Origin of the sequence: Stenotrophomonas sp. PA-6-5C (assembly GCF_021605635.1) — a bacterium.
GTDB lineage: Bacteria > Pseudomonadota > Gammaproteobacteria > Xanthomonadales > Xanthomonadaceae > Stenotrophomonas > Stenotrophomonas lactitubi.
On sequence record NZ_WKEE01000010.1, the window covers coordinates 1 to 17,211 of the forward strand.

At 66.7% G+C, this 17,211-nt stretch carries 13 protein-coding genes; 7 read left to right on the forward strand and 6 right to left on the reverse strand.

From position 1 onward, the window contains the following. Positions 1-9 precede the first annotated feature (9 nt). The 4 genes from GIW57_RS05930 to otsA all read left to right on the forward strand — a co-directional run bounded on the left by GIW57_RS05930 (position 10) and on the right by otsA (position 6,502). Positions 10-2,442, forward strand: a complete 2,433-nt coding sequence (locus tag GIW57_RS05930; protein WP_236509523.1) for a TonB-dependent receptor — start codon at positions 10-12, stop codon at positions 2,440-2,442. A gap of 120 nt (positions 2,443-2,562) precedes the next feature. Further along, positions 2,563-3,321 carry a trehalose-phosphatase gene (gene otsB / locus GIW57_RS05935; protein ID WP_099820904.1) on the forward strand — a complete coding sequence of 253 codons (759 nt, stop codon included), beginning with the start codon at positions 2,563-2,565 and terminating at the stop codon, positions 3,319-3,321. A 38-nt stretch (positions 3,322-3,359) separates the two neighbouring features. Beyond that, the gene (locus GIW57_RS05940; protein WP_236509448.1) at positions 3,360-5,141 is read left to right on the forward strand and encodes a glycoside hydrolase family 15 protein; all 1,782 of its coding nucleotides are present in this window, start codon (positions 3,360-3,362) and stop codon (positions 5,139-5,141) included. Further along, a complete protein-coding gene (gene otsA, locus GIW57_RS05945; RefSeq protein ID WP_180165720.1) occupies positions 5,138-6,502 on the forward strand; it encodes an alpha,alpha-trehalose-phosphate synthase (UDP-forming) in 1,365 nt (454 codons plus the stop codon). Before GIW57_RS05940 ends, otsA begins: the two co-directional genes overlap by 4 nt. A 127-nt stretch (positions 6,503-6,629) precedes the next feature. On the opposite strand, the gene GIW57_RS05950 is transcribed toward otsA, so the two are convergent. The 3 genes from GIW57_RS05950 to rluD are packed head-to-tail and all read right to left on the reverse strand — an operon-like array spanning position 6,630 to position 8,811. Then, a complete protein-coding gene (locus GIW57_RS05950; protein ID WP_236509450.1) occupies positions 6,630-7,055 on the reverse strand; it encodes a thiol-disulfide oxidoreductase DCC family protein in 426 nt (141 codons plus the stop codon). Continuing rightward, positions 7,055-7,822: a peptidoglycan editing factor PgeF gene (pgeF, locus tag GIW57_RS05955; RefSeq protein ID WP_236509451.1), complete on the reverse strand. Its 768-nt coding sequence runs from the start codon at positions 7,820-7,822 to the stop codon at positions 7,055-7,057. The genes GIW57_RS05950 and pgeF overlap by 1 nt, the downstream gene beginning before the upstream one ends. Continuing rightward, entirely contained in the window at positions 7,822-8,811 is a 990-nt protein-coding gene (gene rluD, locus GIW57_RS05960) for a 23S rRNA pseudouridine(1911/1915/1917) synthase RluD (RefSeq protein WP_099820878.1), read from the reverse strand. Before rluD ends, pgeF begins: the two co-directional genes overlap by 1 nt. A gap of 113 nt (positions 8,812-8,924) precedes the next feature. Here rluD and GIW57_RS05965 point away from each other — a divergent pair, with 113 nt between their 5' ends. Both GIW57_RS05965 and GIW57_RS05970 read left to right on the forward strand, forming a co-directional pair. Beyond that, positions 8,925-9,809, forward strand: coding sequence for an outer membrane protein assembly factor BamD (locus tag GIW57_RS05965; protein ID WP_099820877.1), 885 nt, complete (start codon positions 8,925-8,927; stop codon positions 9,807-9,809). Positions 9,810-9,961: 152 nt separating this feature from the next. Next, positions 9,962-11,161, forward strand: a complete 1,200-nt coding sequence (locus tag GIW57_RS05970) for a lipase family protein (protein ID WP_236509453.1) — start codon at positions 9,962-9,964, stop codon at positions 11,159-11,161. Between the two features lie 99 nt (positions 11,162-11,260). Here GIW57_RS05970 and GIW57_RS05975 read toward each other — a convergent pair whose 3' ends face one another. The 3 genes from GIW57_RS05975 to sucC form a co-directional block, all read right to left on the reverse strand. Next, positions 11,261-12,895, reverse strand: a complete 1,635-nt coding sequence (locus GIW57_RS05975; protein WP_205406018.1) for an NAD+ synthase — start codon at positions 12,893-12,895, stop codon at positions 11,261-11,263. Between the two features lie 232 nt (positions 12,896-13,127). Then, positions 13,128-14,003: a succinate--CoA ligase subunit alpha gene (sucD, locus tag GIW57_RS05980; RefSeq protein ID WP_017356169.1), complete on the reverse strand. Its 876-nt coding sequence runs from the start codon at positions 14,001-14,003 to the stop codon at positions 13,128-13,130. 21 nt (positions 14,004-14,024) lie between these two features. After that, a complete protein-coding gene (gene sucC / locus GIW57_RS05985) occupies positions 14,025-15,194 on the reverse strand; it encodes an ADP-forming succinate--CoA ligase subunit beta (RefSeq protein ID WP_025874298.1) in 1,170 nt (389 codons plus the stop codon). A gap of 377 nt (positions 15,195-15,571) precedes the next feature. On the opposite strand from sucC, the gene GIW57_RS05990 reads away from it, so the two are divergent. Then, complete coding sequence (locus GIW57_RS05990; RefSeq protein ID WP_229979552.1) at positions 15,572-17,185, forward strand: ATP-binding protein; 1,614 nt, start codon at positions 15,572-15,574, stop codon at positions 17,183-17,185. Positions 17,186-17,211 lie beyond the last annotated feature (26 nt).

Sequence of the window (17,211 nt, forward strand, 5' to 3'; positions counted from 1 at the left end):
GGAGTCCGCATGTCCCCCCGCCTGTCCGCGTCGCCGCTCGGCCTCGCCATCGCGCTCGCCCTGTCCCCCGCCCTGGCTTCGGCCCAGGACGCCGCCACCAACCTGGACACGGTGATCGTCACCGGCACCCGCGCCGCCGACCGCACCGTGCTTGAATCCACTTCGCCGGTGGACGTGCTGACCGCCGAGGACATCCGCAAGGCCGGCGTGGTCAATGGCGAGCTCGGCAGCGCCCTGCAGGCCCTGCTGCCCTCGTTCAACTTCCCGCGCCAGTCCAACTCGGGCGGCGCCGACCACGTGCGCGCCGCGCAGCTGCGCGGACTGTCGCCGGACCAGGTGCTGGTGCTGATCAACGGCAAGCGCCGCCACCACACCGCGCTGGTCAACACCGACAGCAAGATCGGCAAGGGCACCACCCCGGTCGACTTCAATTCGATCCCGGTCAGCGCCATCAAGCGCATCGAAGTGCTGCGTGATGGTGCGGGTGCGCTGTACGGCTCCGATGCGGTGGCCGGCGTGATCAACGTGATCCTCGACAACGGTGGCGACGGTGGCGAGATCGAAGCCAGCTACGGCGCCAACCACACCGATCTCAAGCCGATCGGCCGCACCCTCACCGATGGCCAGACCGGCAACATCAGCGCCAAGGTCGGCACCTCGCTGGGCGAGGACGGCGGCTTCCTGCGCGTGGGCCTGGAGTACAAGAAGCGCAACGGCACCAACCGCGCCGGCTTCGACCAGATTCCGCCGTGGGACCAGACCGAGGCCAATCTTGCCCTGCAGGGCAAGCGCAACTACGTGCTCGGTGATGGCGCCAGCAAGGACATCAACCTGTGGCTGAACACCGAGATTCCGGTCGGCAAGACCGCGACGTTCTATGCGTTCGGCACGTTCAACCAGCGTGACACCGAAGGCGCGAACTACTTCCGCTACCCCGACGGCGATGCCAACTGGAAGCAGGTCTATCCCAATGGCTACCGGCCGATCTCCGAAGGCGAGAACCGCGACGTGCAGGCGGTGGCCGGCGTGCGCGGGCAGTGGGGCGAATGGGCTTACGACGGCAGCCTGGATTACGGCCAGAACGACTTCACCTACCGCCTGCGTGATTCGCTGAACGCCTCGCTGGGCCCGACCAGCCCGACCCGCTTCAAGACCGCCGACTACGAGTACGCGCAGACCGTTGGCAACTTCGATCTGAGCCGCGTGTTCTCCCAGTCCGACAGCATCAGCCACACCCTGGGCCTGGGCGCGGAAGCCCGCCACGAGCGCTACCAGACGCGTCCAGGCGACCCGGCCAGCTACGCCGCCGGCCTCTACACCGATCGTCCGACCGGCTCGCAGGCGGGCGGCGGCCTGACCCCGCAGGACGCGGCCACCCTGTCGCGTGATGTGGCCAGCGCCTACGCCAGCCTGTCCAGTCAGTTCGGCGAGAAATTCTCCACCGATCTGGCCGCGCGCTACGAGCACAGCGATGACTTCGGCGGCGAACTGACCGGCAAGCTCGGCCTGCGCTACGAGTTCACCCCTGCATTCGCCCTGCGCGGCGCGATCTCCAACAATTTCCGCGCACCGTCGCTGGCGCAGATCGGCTACGAATCCACCTCCACCGGCTACAACGCCGGTGGCCAGCTGGTGCAGGGCCGCCTGCTGTCGGTCAACAACCCCATCGCCCGTGGCCTGGGCGCGCAGGACCTGAAGCCGGAGAAGTCGCTGAACACCTCGCTCGGCTTCACCAGCCGCATCGGCGAGCACTTCGACCTGTCACTGGACTTCTTCCAGATCGACATCGATGACCGCATCGCACTGTCGGAGAGCATCACCGGCGATGCGCTGACCGACTACGTGGCCGCCAACTACGGCGTCAGCGGCCTGCAGAGCGCCAGCTTCTTCGTCAACGCCGCCGACACGCGCACCCGCGGTGCCGAGCTGGTGAGCAACTGGCGGCAGTCGCTGGGCGATGGCCAGCTGCTGCTGACCGGCACCTACGCCTACACCAAGACCACATTGAAGAACGTATTGGCCACGCCCGCGCAATTGCAGGCACTCGACCCGGACTACGTACTGTTCGGCATCGAAGAGACCAATACGCTGACCGATGCCACACCGCGCACCCGTGGCAGTTTCGCGGCCAGCTGGAGCAACGACCGCTGGTCGCTGAGCAGCCGGGTGAACCGCTACGGCAGCGCGACCCGCGTATTCAACTTCGGTGATGGCTACATTCCGCGCCAGACCTACCAGGCCGAGTGGCAGCTGGATGCGGAAGTGGAGTACCGCATCACGCCGCAGTGGAGCGTGGCCATCGGTGGGCAGAACCTGACCGACAACTACCCGGATCGCTCCAACGAGGACATCCACTACTTCGGCAACCTGCCCTACGACGTGCTGTCGCCGATCGGCAGCAACGGTGCGTATTACTACGGGCGCGTGCGTTACACGTTCTGATTGCTCTGGGTGTGATTGCCTTGGGTGGGTGCGGACCGTTGGTCCGCACAGCCGGCACGAACCACAGCCGTAGCCTGACCTCGACCCCACGTACACGCTGGCGCTGGCATGGTGGTCGCCATGGCTGAACCGCTCCCCCTGCGTCCGCCACCTCCATTGCTGGACGACGCCTGCGCGTTGTTCCTCGATGTGGACGGCACCCTGATCGAATTCGCTGCACGCCCCGACGCCGTGCAGCTTCTCCCCGATGTGCGTGAAGCCATCGGCCGCATCAGTGATCGACTGGAAGGTGCCGTGGCACTGGTCAGTGGTCGCCCGCTTGAACAGCTGGACCAGTTGTTCGCGCCACTCAAGCTTCCCGCCGCGGGCCTGCATGGCCACGAGCTGCGTGCACAGGACGGGCACGTCATACGCGATGAGCATGGCGACGACACCGCCGACTGGCTGCATGCCCTTCATCAACAAGCCATGCGTTTCGCCCATGGCCACCCCGGCGTACTGGTCGAGAACAAGGGCGTAGGCCTGGCCCTGCACTGGCGTGGTGCACCGCATGCAGCCAACGACGTGCGTGCCTTCGCCGACCGCCACATCCGCGGCCGTGCCAGCTACCGCCTGCAGCCGGGCGACCATGTCGTTGAATTCGTTCCGGTGGCTACCAACAAGGGCCGGGCCGTACGTCGGCTGATGCAGTACCTGCCGTTCCGTGGTCGTCTGCCGGTGTTCCTCGGTGATGACCTGACCGATGAATTCGGCTTCGATGCGGCCAACGGCCTGCACGGCTGGAGCGTGCTGATCGGCGAACGTGAACCCAGCGCGGCGGTGTTCGCGCTGCCCGACATACGCAGCGTGCACGCCTGGCTGCGTGAGAATGCGTATTGACCCCGGCCCCCACGGCCGCAACCGAGATGTACCGCGTGATGACCCAACCCGATCTTGATCTGGGCGTGGTCGGCAACGGCAGCTTCGGCGCCCTGGTCGACAAACACGCCCGTGTTGTCTGGAGTTGCCTGCCGACCTTCGACGGCGACCCGACCTTCTGTGCCCTGCTCAGCCCCAACCAGCAGACCGGCGGCGACTTCGCCATCGAGCTGGAGGACTTCGCCGACAGCGAACAGGAGTACCTCACCAACACCGCGATCCTGCGCACCGTGCTGCGCGATGCGCATGGCGGCGCGCTGGAAATCCTCGATTTCGCCCCGCGCTGGCGCCAGAACGATCGTTTCTACCGGCCAGTCAGCCTGATCCGCCAGGTGCGTCCGCTGTCCGGCAGCCCGCGTATCGTGATCCGCGCGCGTCCCCTGGCCGACTGGGGCGCACGCGTGCCCGAGTCCACCTGGGGCAGCAACCATGTGCGCTGGATCCTGCCCGAGCATGTGCTGCGCCTGACCACCGACGTTCCTGTGCGCTTCGTGCGTGATGGCCTGCCGTTCGTGCTCAACCACCCCATCCACCTGATCCTGGGGGTGGATGAATCGCTCAACCGCTCCATCAGCGGCTACGTGCAGGAAGCCTTCCAGCGCACCCGCGACTACTGGCGCGAATGGGTGCGTTACCTGTCCATTCCGCTGGAATGGCAGGACGCGGTGATCCGCAGTGCGATCACCCTCAAGCTCTGCCAGTACGAGGACAGTGGCGCGATAATCGCGGCGATGACCACCTCGATTCCGGAGGCGCCCGGCAGCGTGCGCAACTGGGACTACCGCTACTGCTGGCTGCGCGACGCCGCCTTCGTGGTGCGCGCGCTGAACCGTCTGGGCGCCACCCGCACGATGGAGCAGTTCCTCGGTTACATCTTCAACCTGGCCACCACCGACGGCACCCTGCAGCCGCTGTATGGCATCGGCTTCGAAGCCAAGCTGGATGAGGATGAAGTACCCAGCCTGTCCGGTTACCGCGGCATGGGCCCGGTGCGGCGCGGCAACCTGGCCTGGGTGCAGCGCCAGCACGATGTATACGGCAGCGTGGTGCTGGCCTCCACCCAGCTGTTCTTCGACCGCCGCCTGCAGGATCCCGGTGACAGCCATACCTTCGCACGGCTGGAACCGCTGGGCGAGCAGGCCTTCGCCCTGCACGACGTGCCCGACGCCGGCCTGTGGGAATTCCGCGGCCGCACCGAAGTGCACACCTACACCAGCGCGATGTGCTGGGCGGCGTGCGATCGCCTGTGCAAGATCGCCGTGCGCCTGAAGCGTGATGACCGCGCGCAGTACTGGCGCGAGCGTGCCGACACCATCCACGCACGCATCATGGAAAAATCCTGGAGCGAGGAGCTCGGCCACTTCACCGATACCTTCGATGGCCATCGCCTGGATGCCTCGTTGCTGCTGCTGGCCGACATCGGCTTCATCGACGCCAACGACGCACGCTTCGTCGCCACCGTCGAGGCCATCGGCCGCGACCTCAAGCATGGCAACGCGCTGTACCGCTACATCGCACCGGATGATTTCGGCGAGCCGGAAACCAGCTTCACCATCTGCACGTTCTGGTACATCGATGCGCTCGCCGCGATCGGCCGCATGGACGAAGCGCGCGAGATGTTCGAAGCGCTGTTGCAGCAACGCAATCATCTGGGCCTGCTGTCGGAGGACCTGGCCTTCGACGGTGGTGAAGCCTGGGGCAACTTCCCGCAGACCTACTCGCATGTCGGCCTGATCACCGCAGCGATGCGCCTGTCGCGGTCCTGGCAGGAGGCCTCGTGAGCCGTCTTGTCATTGTTTCCAACCGCGTTGCCGTCCCCGGCGAGAACCGCGCCGGCGGCCTCGCTGTCGGCCTGCTGGCGGCATTGAAGGAACGCGGCGGGCTGTGGTTCGGCTGGAGCGGCAAGAGCGTGCGCGAGGCCAGTGGCGCGCTGCACGAACAGCGCGACGGCGATATCCAGTACGTCACCATGGACCTGGCCAAGCGTGATGTGGACGGCTACTACAACGGCTTCGCCAATCGCACCCTGTGGCCCCTGCTGCACTTCCGCCTGGATCTGGTCGACTACGACCGCGGCACCCGCGAGACCTACCACAGGGTCAACGCGCTGTTCGCCGACAAGCTGGCGCCGCTGCTGCGCGAAGACGACATCGTCTGGATCCACGATTACCACCTGATTCCGCTCGGCGCGATGCTGCGCGAGCGCGGCATCGGCTGCCGCATCGGGTTCTTCCTGCACATCCCGATGCCCTCGGCCGATCTGCTGCAGGCGATGCCCGACCATCTGCGGCTGTTCTCGGCGCTGTATGCCTACGACCTGGTCGGCTTCCAGACCCAGCGCGATGCCGATCGCTTCCAGACCTACCTGCGCCTGTTCGGCGGCGGTCGGGTGCTTGACAACGGCAACCTCGAAGCACCCGGTGGACGTCACTTCCGCGCCGCGGCGTTCCCGATCGGCATCGACACCGAGCTGATCGCCCGCCAGGCCAGCACCGCCGCCAGCAAGGCGGCAGTGAAGAACCTGCGCAGCAGCCTGCGCGACCGCCAGCTCGCCATCGGCGTGGACCGCCTGGACTACTCCAAGGGCCTGCCCGAGCGTTTCCTTGGCTTCGAACGCTACCTGCAGCGCCATCCCGACCAGCGCGGCTCGCTCACCTACCTGCAGATCGCGCCGGTCTCGCGCGGCGATGTCACCGAGTACCGGCAACTGCGCAGCCAGCTGGAGCAGATCGCCGGCCACATCAACGGTGGCCACGCCGAGCCCGACTGGACCCCGCTGCGCTACGTCAACCAGAACTTCACCCACGCCACGCTGACCGGTTTCTACCGTGCCGCCGCTGTCGGCCTGGTCACCCCGTTGCGCGATGGCATGAACCTGGTCGCCAAGGAATACGTGGCCTCGCAGGACCCGGAAGATCCGGGCGTGCTGGTGCTGTCCCTGCTGGCCGGCGCCGCCGATGAACTGAAGCAGGCACTGCTGGTCAACCCGCACGATCTGGATGGTGTGGCCGATGCCATCGCCACCGCCGCGACGATGTCACTGCGCAAGCGCCAGGAACGCTGGCACGCGATGATGGAACACCTGCGCACGTACGACATCAACCACTGGCGCCGCAGCTACCTCGAGGCGCTGGAAGGCTGAGGCAAGCGCTCCTGTAGAGCCGAGCCATGCTCGGCTGGCTCTTCCGTGGAGTCGAGTGGAGCAATCGAGCATGGCTTGACTCTACAAAAGCCAGCCGAGCATGGCTCGGCTCTACAACAACAGGCGATCAATCGAGGAAGCGCGCGGCCTGTGCCGGCGTCGGCAGGAAGCAGGCGTCATGCCGCCCGAACCAGCGATAGCGGTTGCGCGCCAGCACGCGGTACGCACCATCGCGCCAGCGCCGTGGCAGCACGCGCAGCACGGCCGCCAAGCGCCAAGCACCGCCCAATGCCCGCAGAACGCGCAGGATCGCATCGGTATCGGTCCACGCGCCCTGCGCGTCCAACAGCAGGAACGAGGTCGGGTCGTGCGCGTCCAGGCCGTGCACCCGCAACAGCGCGCTGCCCTGCGCGCCCTGCATTGCCGCGAAGCGAAAGTGCTCCTGCCGGTCGAACCGCAGCAGAAAACGCACCCAGCGGCTGCACAGCGCGCAGACGCCGTCGAAGACGATCACGCCGCCAGGTTCTGCCCCCGCAACGCGATCGCTCCGCATCAGTCCATCCACACCAGCGTCGCCATCCGTCCGGTACGGCGGTCGCGGCGATGCGAGTACAGGTCTGCATCGGCCATGGTCGAGACCGTGCCGCCATGGATGTTGCCCAGCTCCATGCCCGCCGCCTGCAGGCGCTGTCGCGCCAGCGCGAACAGGTCCACTTTCCAGTGACCGGGGCGGGTCGCTACGAAGGCCGCCGCAGCGGCCGCGTCGTGGCCGACGAAGGCGTGGTACACCTCTTCGCCGATCTCGTAATCGGCCGGCCCCGCTGCCGGGCCCAGCCACGCGCGCAGCTGTGCCGGCGGCGTCTGCATGGCGGCCACGGTGGCCTCCAGCATGCCGTCGGCCAGGCCGCGCCAACCGGCATGGGCAGCGCCCACCTCGCTGCCATCGACGGCGGCGAACACCACCGGCAGGCAGTCTGCGGTGAGGATCGCCAGCACCACGCCAGGTACCGAGGTCACCGCGGCATCAGCCACCGGCTCGCTGGCTCCATCCACCGGCGGCGCGCCAAAGCGCAGCACGGTGCTGCTGTGCACCTGGCGCAGCCAATGCGGCGCCGACGGCAGTGCCAGCCCCTGCTGCAGCAACTGCCGGTTGTGCTCGACATTGGCCGGCGTGTCACCGTCGGCCGCGTGCCGGTTGCCCAGGTTGAACTGGGCGAACGGCTCCGGCGAGACGCCTGCGCCGTGCCGGCGCGTGGTCAGCGCATGCACACCCGGGGGCGTCGGCCAATCGGCCTGCAGCAGCGGCAGCGCGGTCGTCATTACCAGCGGTTCCGCTCGCGCTCGGCGAAGGCAGCGCTGTCTTCGCGCAGCACCTTCATCAGGTGCAGCATGTCGGCCGGCGCCGGCGCGGTATTGCGCACCGGCTCACCGCTGATCGGATGCACGAATTCCAGGGTCTCTGCATGCAGGGCCTGGCGCTTGAAGCCGCGCAGCGCGGCCACCAGCTCGTCGCTGGCACCCTTGGGCAGCTTCAGCGCACCGCCGTACAGCTGATCGCCCACGATCGGATGACGCAGGTGCGCCATGTGCACGCGGATCTGGTGGGTGCGCCCGGTTTCCAGGCGGCATTCCAGCGCGGTATGCGCGCGGAAGCGCTCGCGCAGGCGGTAATGGGTCACCGCTTCCTTGCCATCCTCGCGCACGCCCATCTTCAGGCGGTCGCGCGGGTGACGGTCGATCGGCGCATCGGCCGTACCACCGGCCACCAGCGCGCCCATCACCACGGCCAGGTACTGGCGGTGCACGTCACGGGCGGCCAACTGTTCGACCAGCGCGGTCTGCGCTTCCAGCGTGCGGGCCACGACCATCACGCCGCTGGTGTCCTTGTCCAGGCGATGCACGATGCCCGCGCGCGGCAGCACCGCCACCGACGGGTCGCGGTACAGCAGCGCATTGACCAGCGTGCCGCTGTGGTTGCCGGCACCGGGGTGCACGACCAGACCAACCGGCTTGTTGATCACCAGCAGGTGCTCGTCCTCGAACAGCACGTCCAGCGGGATGTCTTCCGGCTCGGCGGTGGTCTGGGTCTCCAGCACCACCTGCAGGGTGACCACCTCGCCACCGCGCAGTGCATCGCGCGGGCGCGCCTGCGCGCCGTCCAGCAGGACGTCGCCGGCCTTGATCCACTCGGTCAGGCGGGAGCGGGAGTATTCGGGGAACAGCTCGGCCACGACTGCGTCGAAACGACGGCCGGCGGAGGTGTCGGGGACAATGGCCTGGCGGGCCGATTCGGAGGGTTGTTCAGACATGGCAGGGGGCATCTTTGAAATTTTGGGGTCCCGGCGAGCCGGTTTCAGTCGCTGGACAGGACACTAGGCTATCATCGACCCTTCGTATTCCAGCCGCGTCCCGCATTGACCCCATGATCCGACGCTCCGTCCTGCTCTCCGCGCCCGTCCGCCTCACCGCCCTTCTGCTGGTGCTGGTCATCGTCGCCACCGGCTGCAACCGCGGCACCAAGGGCGATCGCCCTGATGAAGGCACCCCGGTCGAACAGCTCTACGAAAAGAGCCACAAGCTGATGCAAGGCGGCAACTGGAGCGGCGCTGAAGCCAGCTTCCGCCGTCTGGTGGCGCAGTATCCCTACGGCCCGTACACCGAGCAGGCGATGATCGAATCGGCCTATGCCCAGTACAAGGCCGGCAAGCACGATGACGCCGTGTCCAGCATCGACCGCTTCATCCGTACCTACCCGACCCACCGCAACATCGCGTACCTGTACTACCTGCGCGGCCTGGCCAACTCCAACCGCAATACGGTTTTCCTTCGTCGCGTATGGTCGCTGGACGCAAGCCGCCGCGATCTGTCCACGCCGCACCAGGCGTATTCAGACTTCAACATCGTGGTCGACCGCTACCCCAACAGCCGCTATGCCGCCGATGCGCGCCAGCGCATGCTGGTGCTGCGTGACGTATTCGCCCAGCACGAACTCGACAACGCGCTGTACTACATGCGCCGTGGCGCCTACGTCTCGGCCGCCGGCCGCGCCAACTACCTGCTGGAAACCTACCCGCAGAGCGCGTTCCAGAACGATGCCGTGGCGGTACTGGCTGACTCCTACACCCACCTGGGCAACAAGACCCTGGCCGACGACGCCCGCCGCGTCCTGCAGCTGAACCAGCCGGACCACCCGTGGCTGGAAGGCAAGTGGCCGAAGTACCCGTGGATGATCCGCAAGCTGAACCCGTTTGCCGGCGAGAAGTCCGCCGCCACCGGCCAGCGCAACGCGCGACTGGAAAAGAAGTAAGAAAAAAGGCCCCGCAAGGGGCCTTTTTTTGCCTGGCGTCATCGCTAGGAATTCTCCGAATCCGCGATCGCTGCGACGTCCGTCCCAGTCAGCGCGAAGGGCAGCTTCCAGACTGCGGCGCAAAGGCCATCCCGGCCTGCATGGAGCGCCACATGTCCTCATCGTCCCTGCGGTTCCGACCCCGCCCGACCCTGCTGGTCACGGCCCTGCTCGCTCTGGCCGCCAGCCCCGTTGCCGCCCTCGCGGCGCAGCCGGGCGACCTGCTCTCAGCCTCGCCCTACCGCGCCAGCTGGGTGCCCTCCAAGGCCGCCCAGGCCTACAAGCTGGCCTACCGCACCCCCGATCATCACGGTGGCCTGGCCCAGGCCACCGGGCTGGTCTACCTGCCCGCTGGGCCTGCGCCGGCAGGTGGCTGGCCGGTGGTGTCCTGGGCACACGGCACCCAGGGCATCGCCGACCACTGCGCGCCTTCGGTATCCGGCCCCTATCAGCCCGAGCGCGACGGCCGCTTCCTCGACCAGTTCCTGGGACAGGGCTATGCCGTCGTTGCCGCCGATTACCAAGGCCTGGGCAGCCCGGGTGACCATGCCTACCTGCACGTGCGTACCTCCGCGCGCAACGCCATCGATCTCATCAAGGCCGGCCGCCATTTCCTCGGCACTGCCACGCTGTCGCCGCGCTGGGTCTCCGTGGGCCACTCGCAGGGCGGCGCCGCCGCGCTCACTGCCGGCCATCTGGCACCGTCCTATGGGCCCTCGCTGCAGTACCGCGGCAGCTTCACCACCGGCACGCCCACGGCCGTCGAACTGACCGCGCTGGTCATGAAGCCCGACAACCGCACAGCCAATCCCGGTGCAGTCAACGCCTATCACGCCTACCTGCTCGATGGCCTGCTGCAGGTGGAGCCGCGCATCGCGCAGGTGCTCAGCGATGAAGGCCATGCTCGGGTCGCGCTGGCACGCCAGCAGTGCCTCGGCCCATTGGCTGCCACCCTGGAAGGCGCCAACACAGGAGAAATGTTCAGCGCGCCGCTGACCTCGGTACCGGGCATCTGGGCACTGCTGCATGACTACCTGGGCGTGCCACGGCGGGGCTTCAGCCAGCCGCTGATGCTGGGCCACGGCAGCCAGGACCGCGACGTGCCCTATCTGACCACCCTGCTGTATGCGGTCGGCCTGGCCCTGCGCGCCGAACCGGTGGCATTCCGCCGATACCCGGTCGACCATCGCGGCACACTCGACGCCGCGGCGGCCGATGGCCTGGCATTCGTTCGTGCGCGGCTGGGCAACGACTCCTTCAACGAGGCCGCTGAAACCGCAGGCCTGGAACAGCTGCTCAACGAAGCCCAGTAGATCCACGCCATGCGTGGATGGGCGGTACACGCGGTTGCCGGCCAGCGGCCGGCACTACCTATCGTTTGGTAGCGCCGGGCCATGCCCGGCGACCGCCCCTCAGCTCTTGTAGCCGTTGCTGATCGGGTAGCGGCGCTCACGCCCGAACGCGCGGCGCGAGACCTTCGGGCCCGGCGCGGCCTGGTGGCGCTTCCACTCGCTGATGCGCACCAGCCGCAGCACACGATCCACCACCGCTGGGTCATAGCCGGCAGCGACGATCTCCGTGCGCGATTGCTCCTGGTCGATGTAGCGATACAGGATGCCGTCCAGCACATCGTAGGCCGGCAGCGAGTCCTGGTCGGTCTGGTTCTCGCGCAGTTCGGCCGAGGGCGGGCGGCTGATCACTGCCGGCGGGATCACCGGTGCGCCACCCACCGTGTTGCGCCACTTGGACAGGCCGAACACCTCGGTCTTGTACAGATCCTTCAGCGGCGCGTAGCCGCCACACATGTCGCCATAGATCGTGGCGTAGCCCACCGCGTACTCGCTCTTGTTGCCGGTGGTCAGCAGCAGGCCGCCGAATTTATTGGCCAGCGCCATCAGGATCACGCCACGGCTGCGCGACTGCAGGTTCTCTTCGGTCACATCCGGCGTGGTGCCCTCGAACATCGGTGCCAGCGCCTGCATCAGGCCCTGGAATGCCGGCTCGATGGAAACGGCCTCCAGCTTCACGCCCAGTGCTTCGCACTGCTCGGCGGCCAGGTCGTTGGACATGCCAGCGGTATAGCGCGAGGGCAGGCGCACGGCGGTGACGTTCTCCGCGCCCAGCGCATCGACCGCCATCGCCAGCACGATCGCCGAGTCAATGCCGCCGGACAGACCCAGCCACACCTTCTTGAAGCCGTTCTTGCTGCAGTAGTCCTGGATGCCGCGGGTCACCGCGCGCCAGGCCAGCGCATCCATGCTTTCGTCGCCGTCGTCCATCCACACGTGCGGCATGAAGCGGCGCGTAGCGCCGTCGTACTCCACCACCAGCCACTGGTCGACGAAGGCGGCGGCGGCGGGGTGCACCGTGCCATCACCGTCGGCCACCACCGATGCACCATCGAACACCAGGGCATCCTGGCCGCCCACCACGTTGAGGTAGGCGATGGCCGCGCCGCTTTCGCGGGTACGTGCAGCCAGCACCGCATCGCGCTGGGCATGCTTGCCGCGCTCGTAGGGCGAAGCGTTGGGCACCACCACCAGCTGCGCACCGGCACGCACCGTATCGGCCAGCGGCTCGGCGAACCACAGGTCTTCGCAGATCAGCAGGCCCACCGGAATGCCATCAACCTCGAACACGCAGCTGCCACCGTCCGGGTCGACATCGAAGTAGCGGCGCTCGTCGAACACCGCGTAATTGGGCAGCTCGCGCTTGCGGTAGGTCTGCTCCACCAGGCCATCACGCAGCACGCTGGCCGCGTTGTAGACCACCGCACCGGCCGCCTGCGGCCAACCGACCACAGCAGTGATGCCACGGCACGCCGCGGCAATGCGGGTCATCGCCTGCTCGCACTCGTACAGGAAGCCCGGACGCAGCAGCAGGTCCTCCGGCGGATAGCCGCTGACCGCCAGCTCGGGGAACATCACCAGCCCGGCGCCGTACTCGTCGCGCGCCTGGCCGATCATCTCGATGATGCGCTCGGTGTTGCCGGCGACATCGCCAACCGGGAAGTCGAACTGCGCCATCGCGATGCGGATCGAAGCCATGAGGGTCCAGCCTGTGGTTGCAATGGGCACATTGTAACGCCGCGCCATCTGCGCGCCGGGCGCTCCCACTCCGTGGACAGGCCCTGCTCAGTAGATCCACGCCATGCGTGGATGGGGTTCAGCGGGTCGCCGATGTCCAGACGCAGAAAGGCCGCCCGGAGGCGGCCTTTCTGTTTGAAGCAGCCGAGCGTTGGCTCGGCTCTACAGAATCGTCTGCCGGAGGCAGTCGATCTTATTTCACCAGCTTGGCGATGGCAGCGCCCAGGTCGCCCGGCGAACGCACGGTGACGACGCCAGCAGCTTCCATTGCAGCAAACTTGCCTTCGGCAGTGCCCTTGCCGCCCGATGCGATCGCACCGGCGTGGCCCATGCGCTTGCCGGCCGGAGCCGAAGCACCGGCGATGAAACCGACGACCGGCTTCTTCACGTGGTTCTTGATGTACTCGGCACCGGCTTCTTCAGCGTCGCCGCCGATTTCGCCGACCATGATGATGCCTTCGGTCTGCGGGTCTTCGTTGAACAGCTTCAGGCAGTCGACGAAGTTCAGGCCGTTGATCGGGTCACCACCGATGCCGATGCAGGTGGACTGGCCCAGGCCGACTTCAGTGGTCTGCTTGACCGCTTCATAGGTCAGGGTGCCCGAACGCGACACGATGCCGATCTTGCCCGGCTTGTGGATGTGGCCCGGCATGATGCCGATCTTGCACTCACCCGGGGTGATGACGCCCGGGCAGTTCGGCCCGATCAGCACGGTGTCCGGATGCGAACGGGTCAGCACGTTCTTGACGCGCAGCATGTCCAGCACCGGGATGCCTTCGGTGATGCAGACGATGACCTTGATGCCGGCAGCAGCGGCTTCCAGGATCGCGTCAGCTGCGTACGGCGGCGGCACGTAGATGACCGAAGCGTTGGCGCCGGTGCTCTGCACGGCGTCGGCAACGGTGTTGAAGACCGGCAGGTCAATATGGGTGGTGCCACCCTTGCCCGGGGTCACGCCGCCAACAACCTGGGTGCCGTACTCGATCATCTGAGTGGCGTGGAAGGTGCCCTGCTGGCCGGTGAAGCCCTGCACGATCACCTTGGTGTTCTTATTGATCAAAACTGACATTGGATTTCCTTCGGTGTCGGATCAGGCGGCGTTCTTGACAGCTTCGACGACCTTCTTGGCACCGTCGTTGATGTTGTCGGCCGGGATGATGGCCATGCCGCTGTCACGCAGCAGCTGCTTGCCTTCTTCCACGTTGGTGCCTTCCAGGCGCACCACGACCGGAACCTTGACGCCCACTTCCTTCACAGCAGCGATGATGCCTTCGGCAATCATGTCGCAGCGGACGATGCCGCCGAAGATGTTGACGAAGATGCCTTCGACCTTGTCCGAGGACAGGATCAGCTTGAATGCTTCAATGACGCGCTGCTTGTTGGCACCGCCGCCCACGTCCAGGAAGTTCGCCGGCTCGCCGCCGTTGAGCTTGATGACGTCCATGGTGGCCATGGCCAGGCCTGCGCCGTTGACCATGCAGCCGATGTTGCCGTCCATGGTGACGTAGTTGATGTCCAGCTCCGAAGCGATCACTTCGGTCGGATCTTCCTGGGTCTTGTCGCGCATGGCGACCAGCGCCTTCTGACGGAACGCGGCGTTGTCGTCGCTGTCGAACTTGCCGTCCAGCGCGTACAGGTTGCCGTCGTCCAGGATGGCCAGCGGGTTGATTTCAACCAGCGCCAGGTCCTTTTCGTTGAACAGGCGGTACAGGTTCACCATGATGTTGGCGAACTGGCCGGCCTGCTTGGCGGTCAGGCCCAGCTTGAAGCCGAAATCACGACCGTGGTAACCCTGCACGCCTTCGACGAAGTCGACGTTCAGCGAGTGGATCAGCTCCGGGGTTTCAGCGGCGACCTGCTCGATCTCCACGCCGCCTTCCGAAGAAGCGATGTAGGTGATGGTCTTGGTGCCACGGTCAACCAGCACCGACAGGTACAGTTCCTTGACGATCTCGCCAGCGGTGGTCACCAGCACCAGGTTGACCGGCAGTTCAACGCCAGCGGTCTGGTAGGTGGCCATCTTGGTGCCGAGCATCTTGGCCGCAGCGGCCTTCACGTCGTCGGTGGTCTTGCAGAACTTGACGCCGCCAGCCTTGCCGCGGCCGCCAGCGTGGATCTGCGCCTTGACCATCCAGGGGCCCTGGCCCAGGGAGTTGGCAGCGGCAACAGCTTCGTCCGGGGTCGCAGCGACCTTGCCGGCCGGGACCGGGATGCCGTACTCGGCAAGCAGTTGTTTTGACTGGTATTCGTGGAAATTCATGCGTCACCGTGGGAATAGGAACGACCGCACGCAATTCCTCAGGGCCCCGGCGGGGCGCCGGCATGGACCGCGGCGGGCCCACTATTGTGGCCGAGCCAGCGCCGGGGCGCAAAGAAGTATGGACAAAAGGCCGGAACCGGCCAGATTTCCACGGTCATTCAGGCAGTTGCGGCACGGCTTGGACCACGCCCCCCGGGCCGGCAGCGGCCGATTGCGCAGCCCAGCCCGCTGCAGGCGCCCTATACTGGCCCCGTAAATTCGAGCCCACGGTGCCGGCAACCGGGCAGCGAGCAGATCCGACGATCGGGGGACGTCGGGCAGGTTCGGCCCACCGCCGGCATGATCCAGTTCCAGGCAGCCAGAAGGGGAGTTCCGGCGTGTCACCCAGTGCTTCATTGATCGACCGCATCGAATCGATACCGCGGCGAGAGCTGTATTTCTTTGCCCTGTACCGGGTGCTGATCGCCTCGGTCATCGCCGCCCTGCTGTACAGCCCGCTGTCGGCCATGGTCGGCGAAGCCCACCACCCTCGCCTGGCCAACAGCGTGGGCGCGGCTTACCTGCTGCTGTCGCTGTTGTGGCTGGTGATCGGCCGCAACGAGCGCTGGCTGCGGCAGATCGTGGTCGGCGGCGTGCTGCTGGACATCGTTGCCGCCAGCCTGCTGGCACATGCCCTGCCCGGCGCCAGCGCCGGCATCTCGATGTCGCTGCTGTTCAACATCGCCGCCGCTGCCACCCTGCTGCCGCTCAGCTGGGGCCTGCTGCTGGCGCTGGCCGCCAGCGTCGCCACGGCCGCCGAATACCTGTGGAAAGTGCTGGAAGGCGGCGATCCCACCCGCACCCTGGCCGAACTGGCGATGTTCGCCACCAGTTACCTGGCGCTGGCCTTCATCAGCTACCAGGTCGGCAACCGCGCACGCCGCAACCAGCAGTTGGCCAACCAGCGCGGCGACGAAGTGGCCAACCTGTTCCAGATCAACGAACTGATCATCCGCCGCATGCGTACCGGCGTGGTCGTGGTGGACGCCGACAACCGCATCACCCTGGCCAACGAAGCCGCCTCGATCCTGCTGGGCGACAGTGATGGCAACAGCGATTCCGGCCGCCTCGACCTGGCCAGCGTCGCCCCCGAACTTGCCCGACGCCTGCAACGGTGGCGCAACGGCTGGGCACAGGATGAAATGCCACTGCAGCTCAACCCCGACCAGCCGGAAGTGCAACCGCGCTTCGCCCGCCTGCTGGCCGGCAGCGACCTGGTGCTGGTGTTCCTGGATGATTCCAGCGTGGTCTCGCGGCGCGCCGAATCGCTCACCCTGTCGGCGATGGGGCGCTTCTCGGCCAGCCTCGCCCATGAAATCCGCAACCCGCTGGCGGCCATCAACTACGCTGTGCAGCTGCTCGAGGAAGGCACCGGCTTCAACGAGAGCGACCGCCGTCTGCTGCAGATCATCCACCAGCAGTGCCAACGCACCAACGGCATCGTTGAAAGCGTGCTGGGCCTGGCCCGGCGCGAACGCGCCAATCCGGAAAACGTCGACCTCGCCGCCTTCGTGCGCCGCTTCGTGCTGGAGTACAAGCAGGGGCAGACGCTGGAAACGGACAGCATCGAGCCGATCATCAACGACACCTCGGTGCCGGCCCAGGTCGACCCGCGACACCTGTACCAGGTGCTGACCGTGCTGGTGCACAACGCCCTGAAGTACGGCCGCATCGGCGAGCAACCCGCGCGCGTGCGGCTGCGCGTGGCCCAGCACGAACGCAGTGCGGTGATCGACGTGATGGATCGTGGCCCCGGTATTCCCGAGACCGTCGCCGCGCAGCTGTTCCGCCCCTTCTTCACCACCTCCGAGCACGGCACCGGTCTGGGCCTGTATATCGCCCGCGAACTGTGCCGGGCCAACCAGGCGCGGCTGGATTACATTCCCGTCCCCGCCGGCGGCTCCTGCTTCCGCCTGGTTCTGCCCGGCCCGCACACCCTGCTTCCACACTGATTCCGTGCGTCAAGCATTTGTCGCAT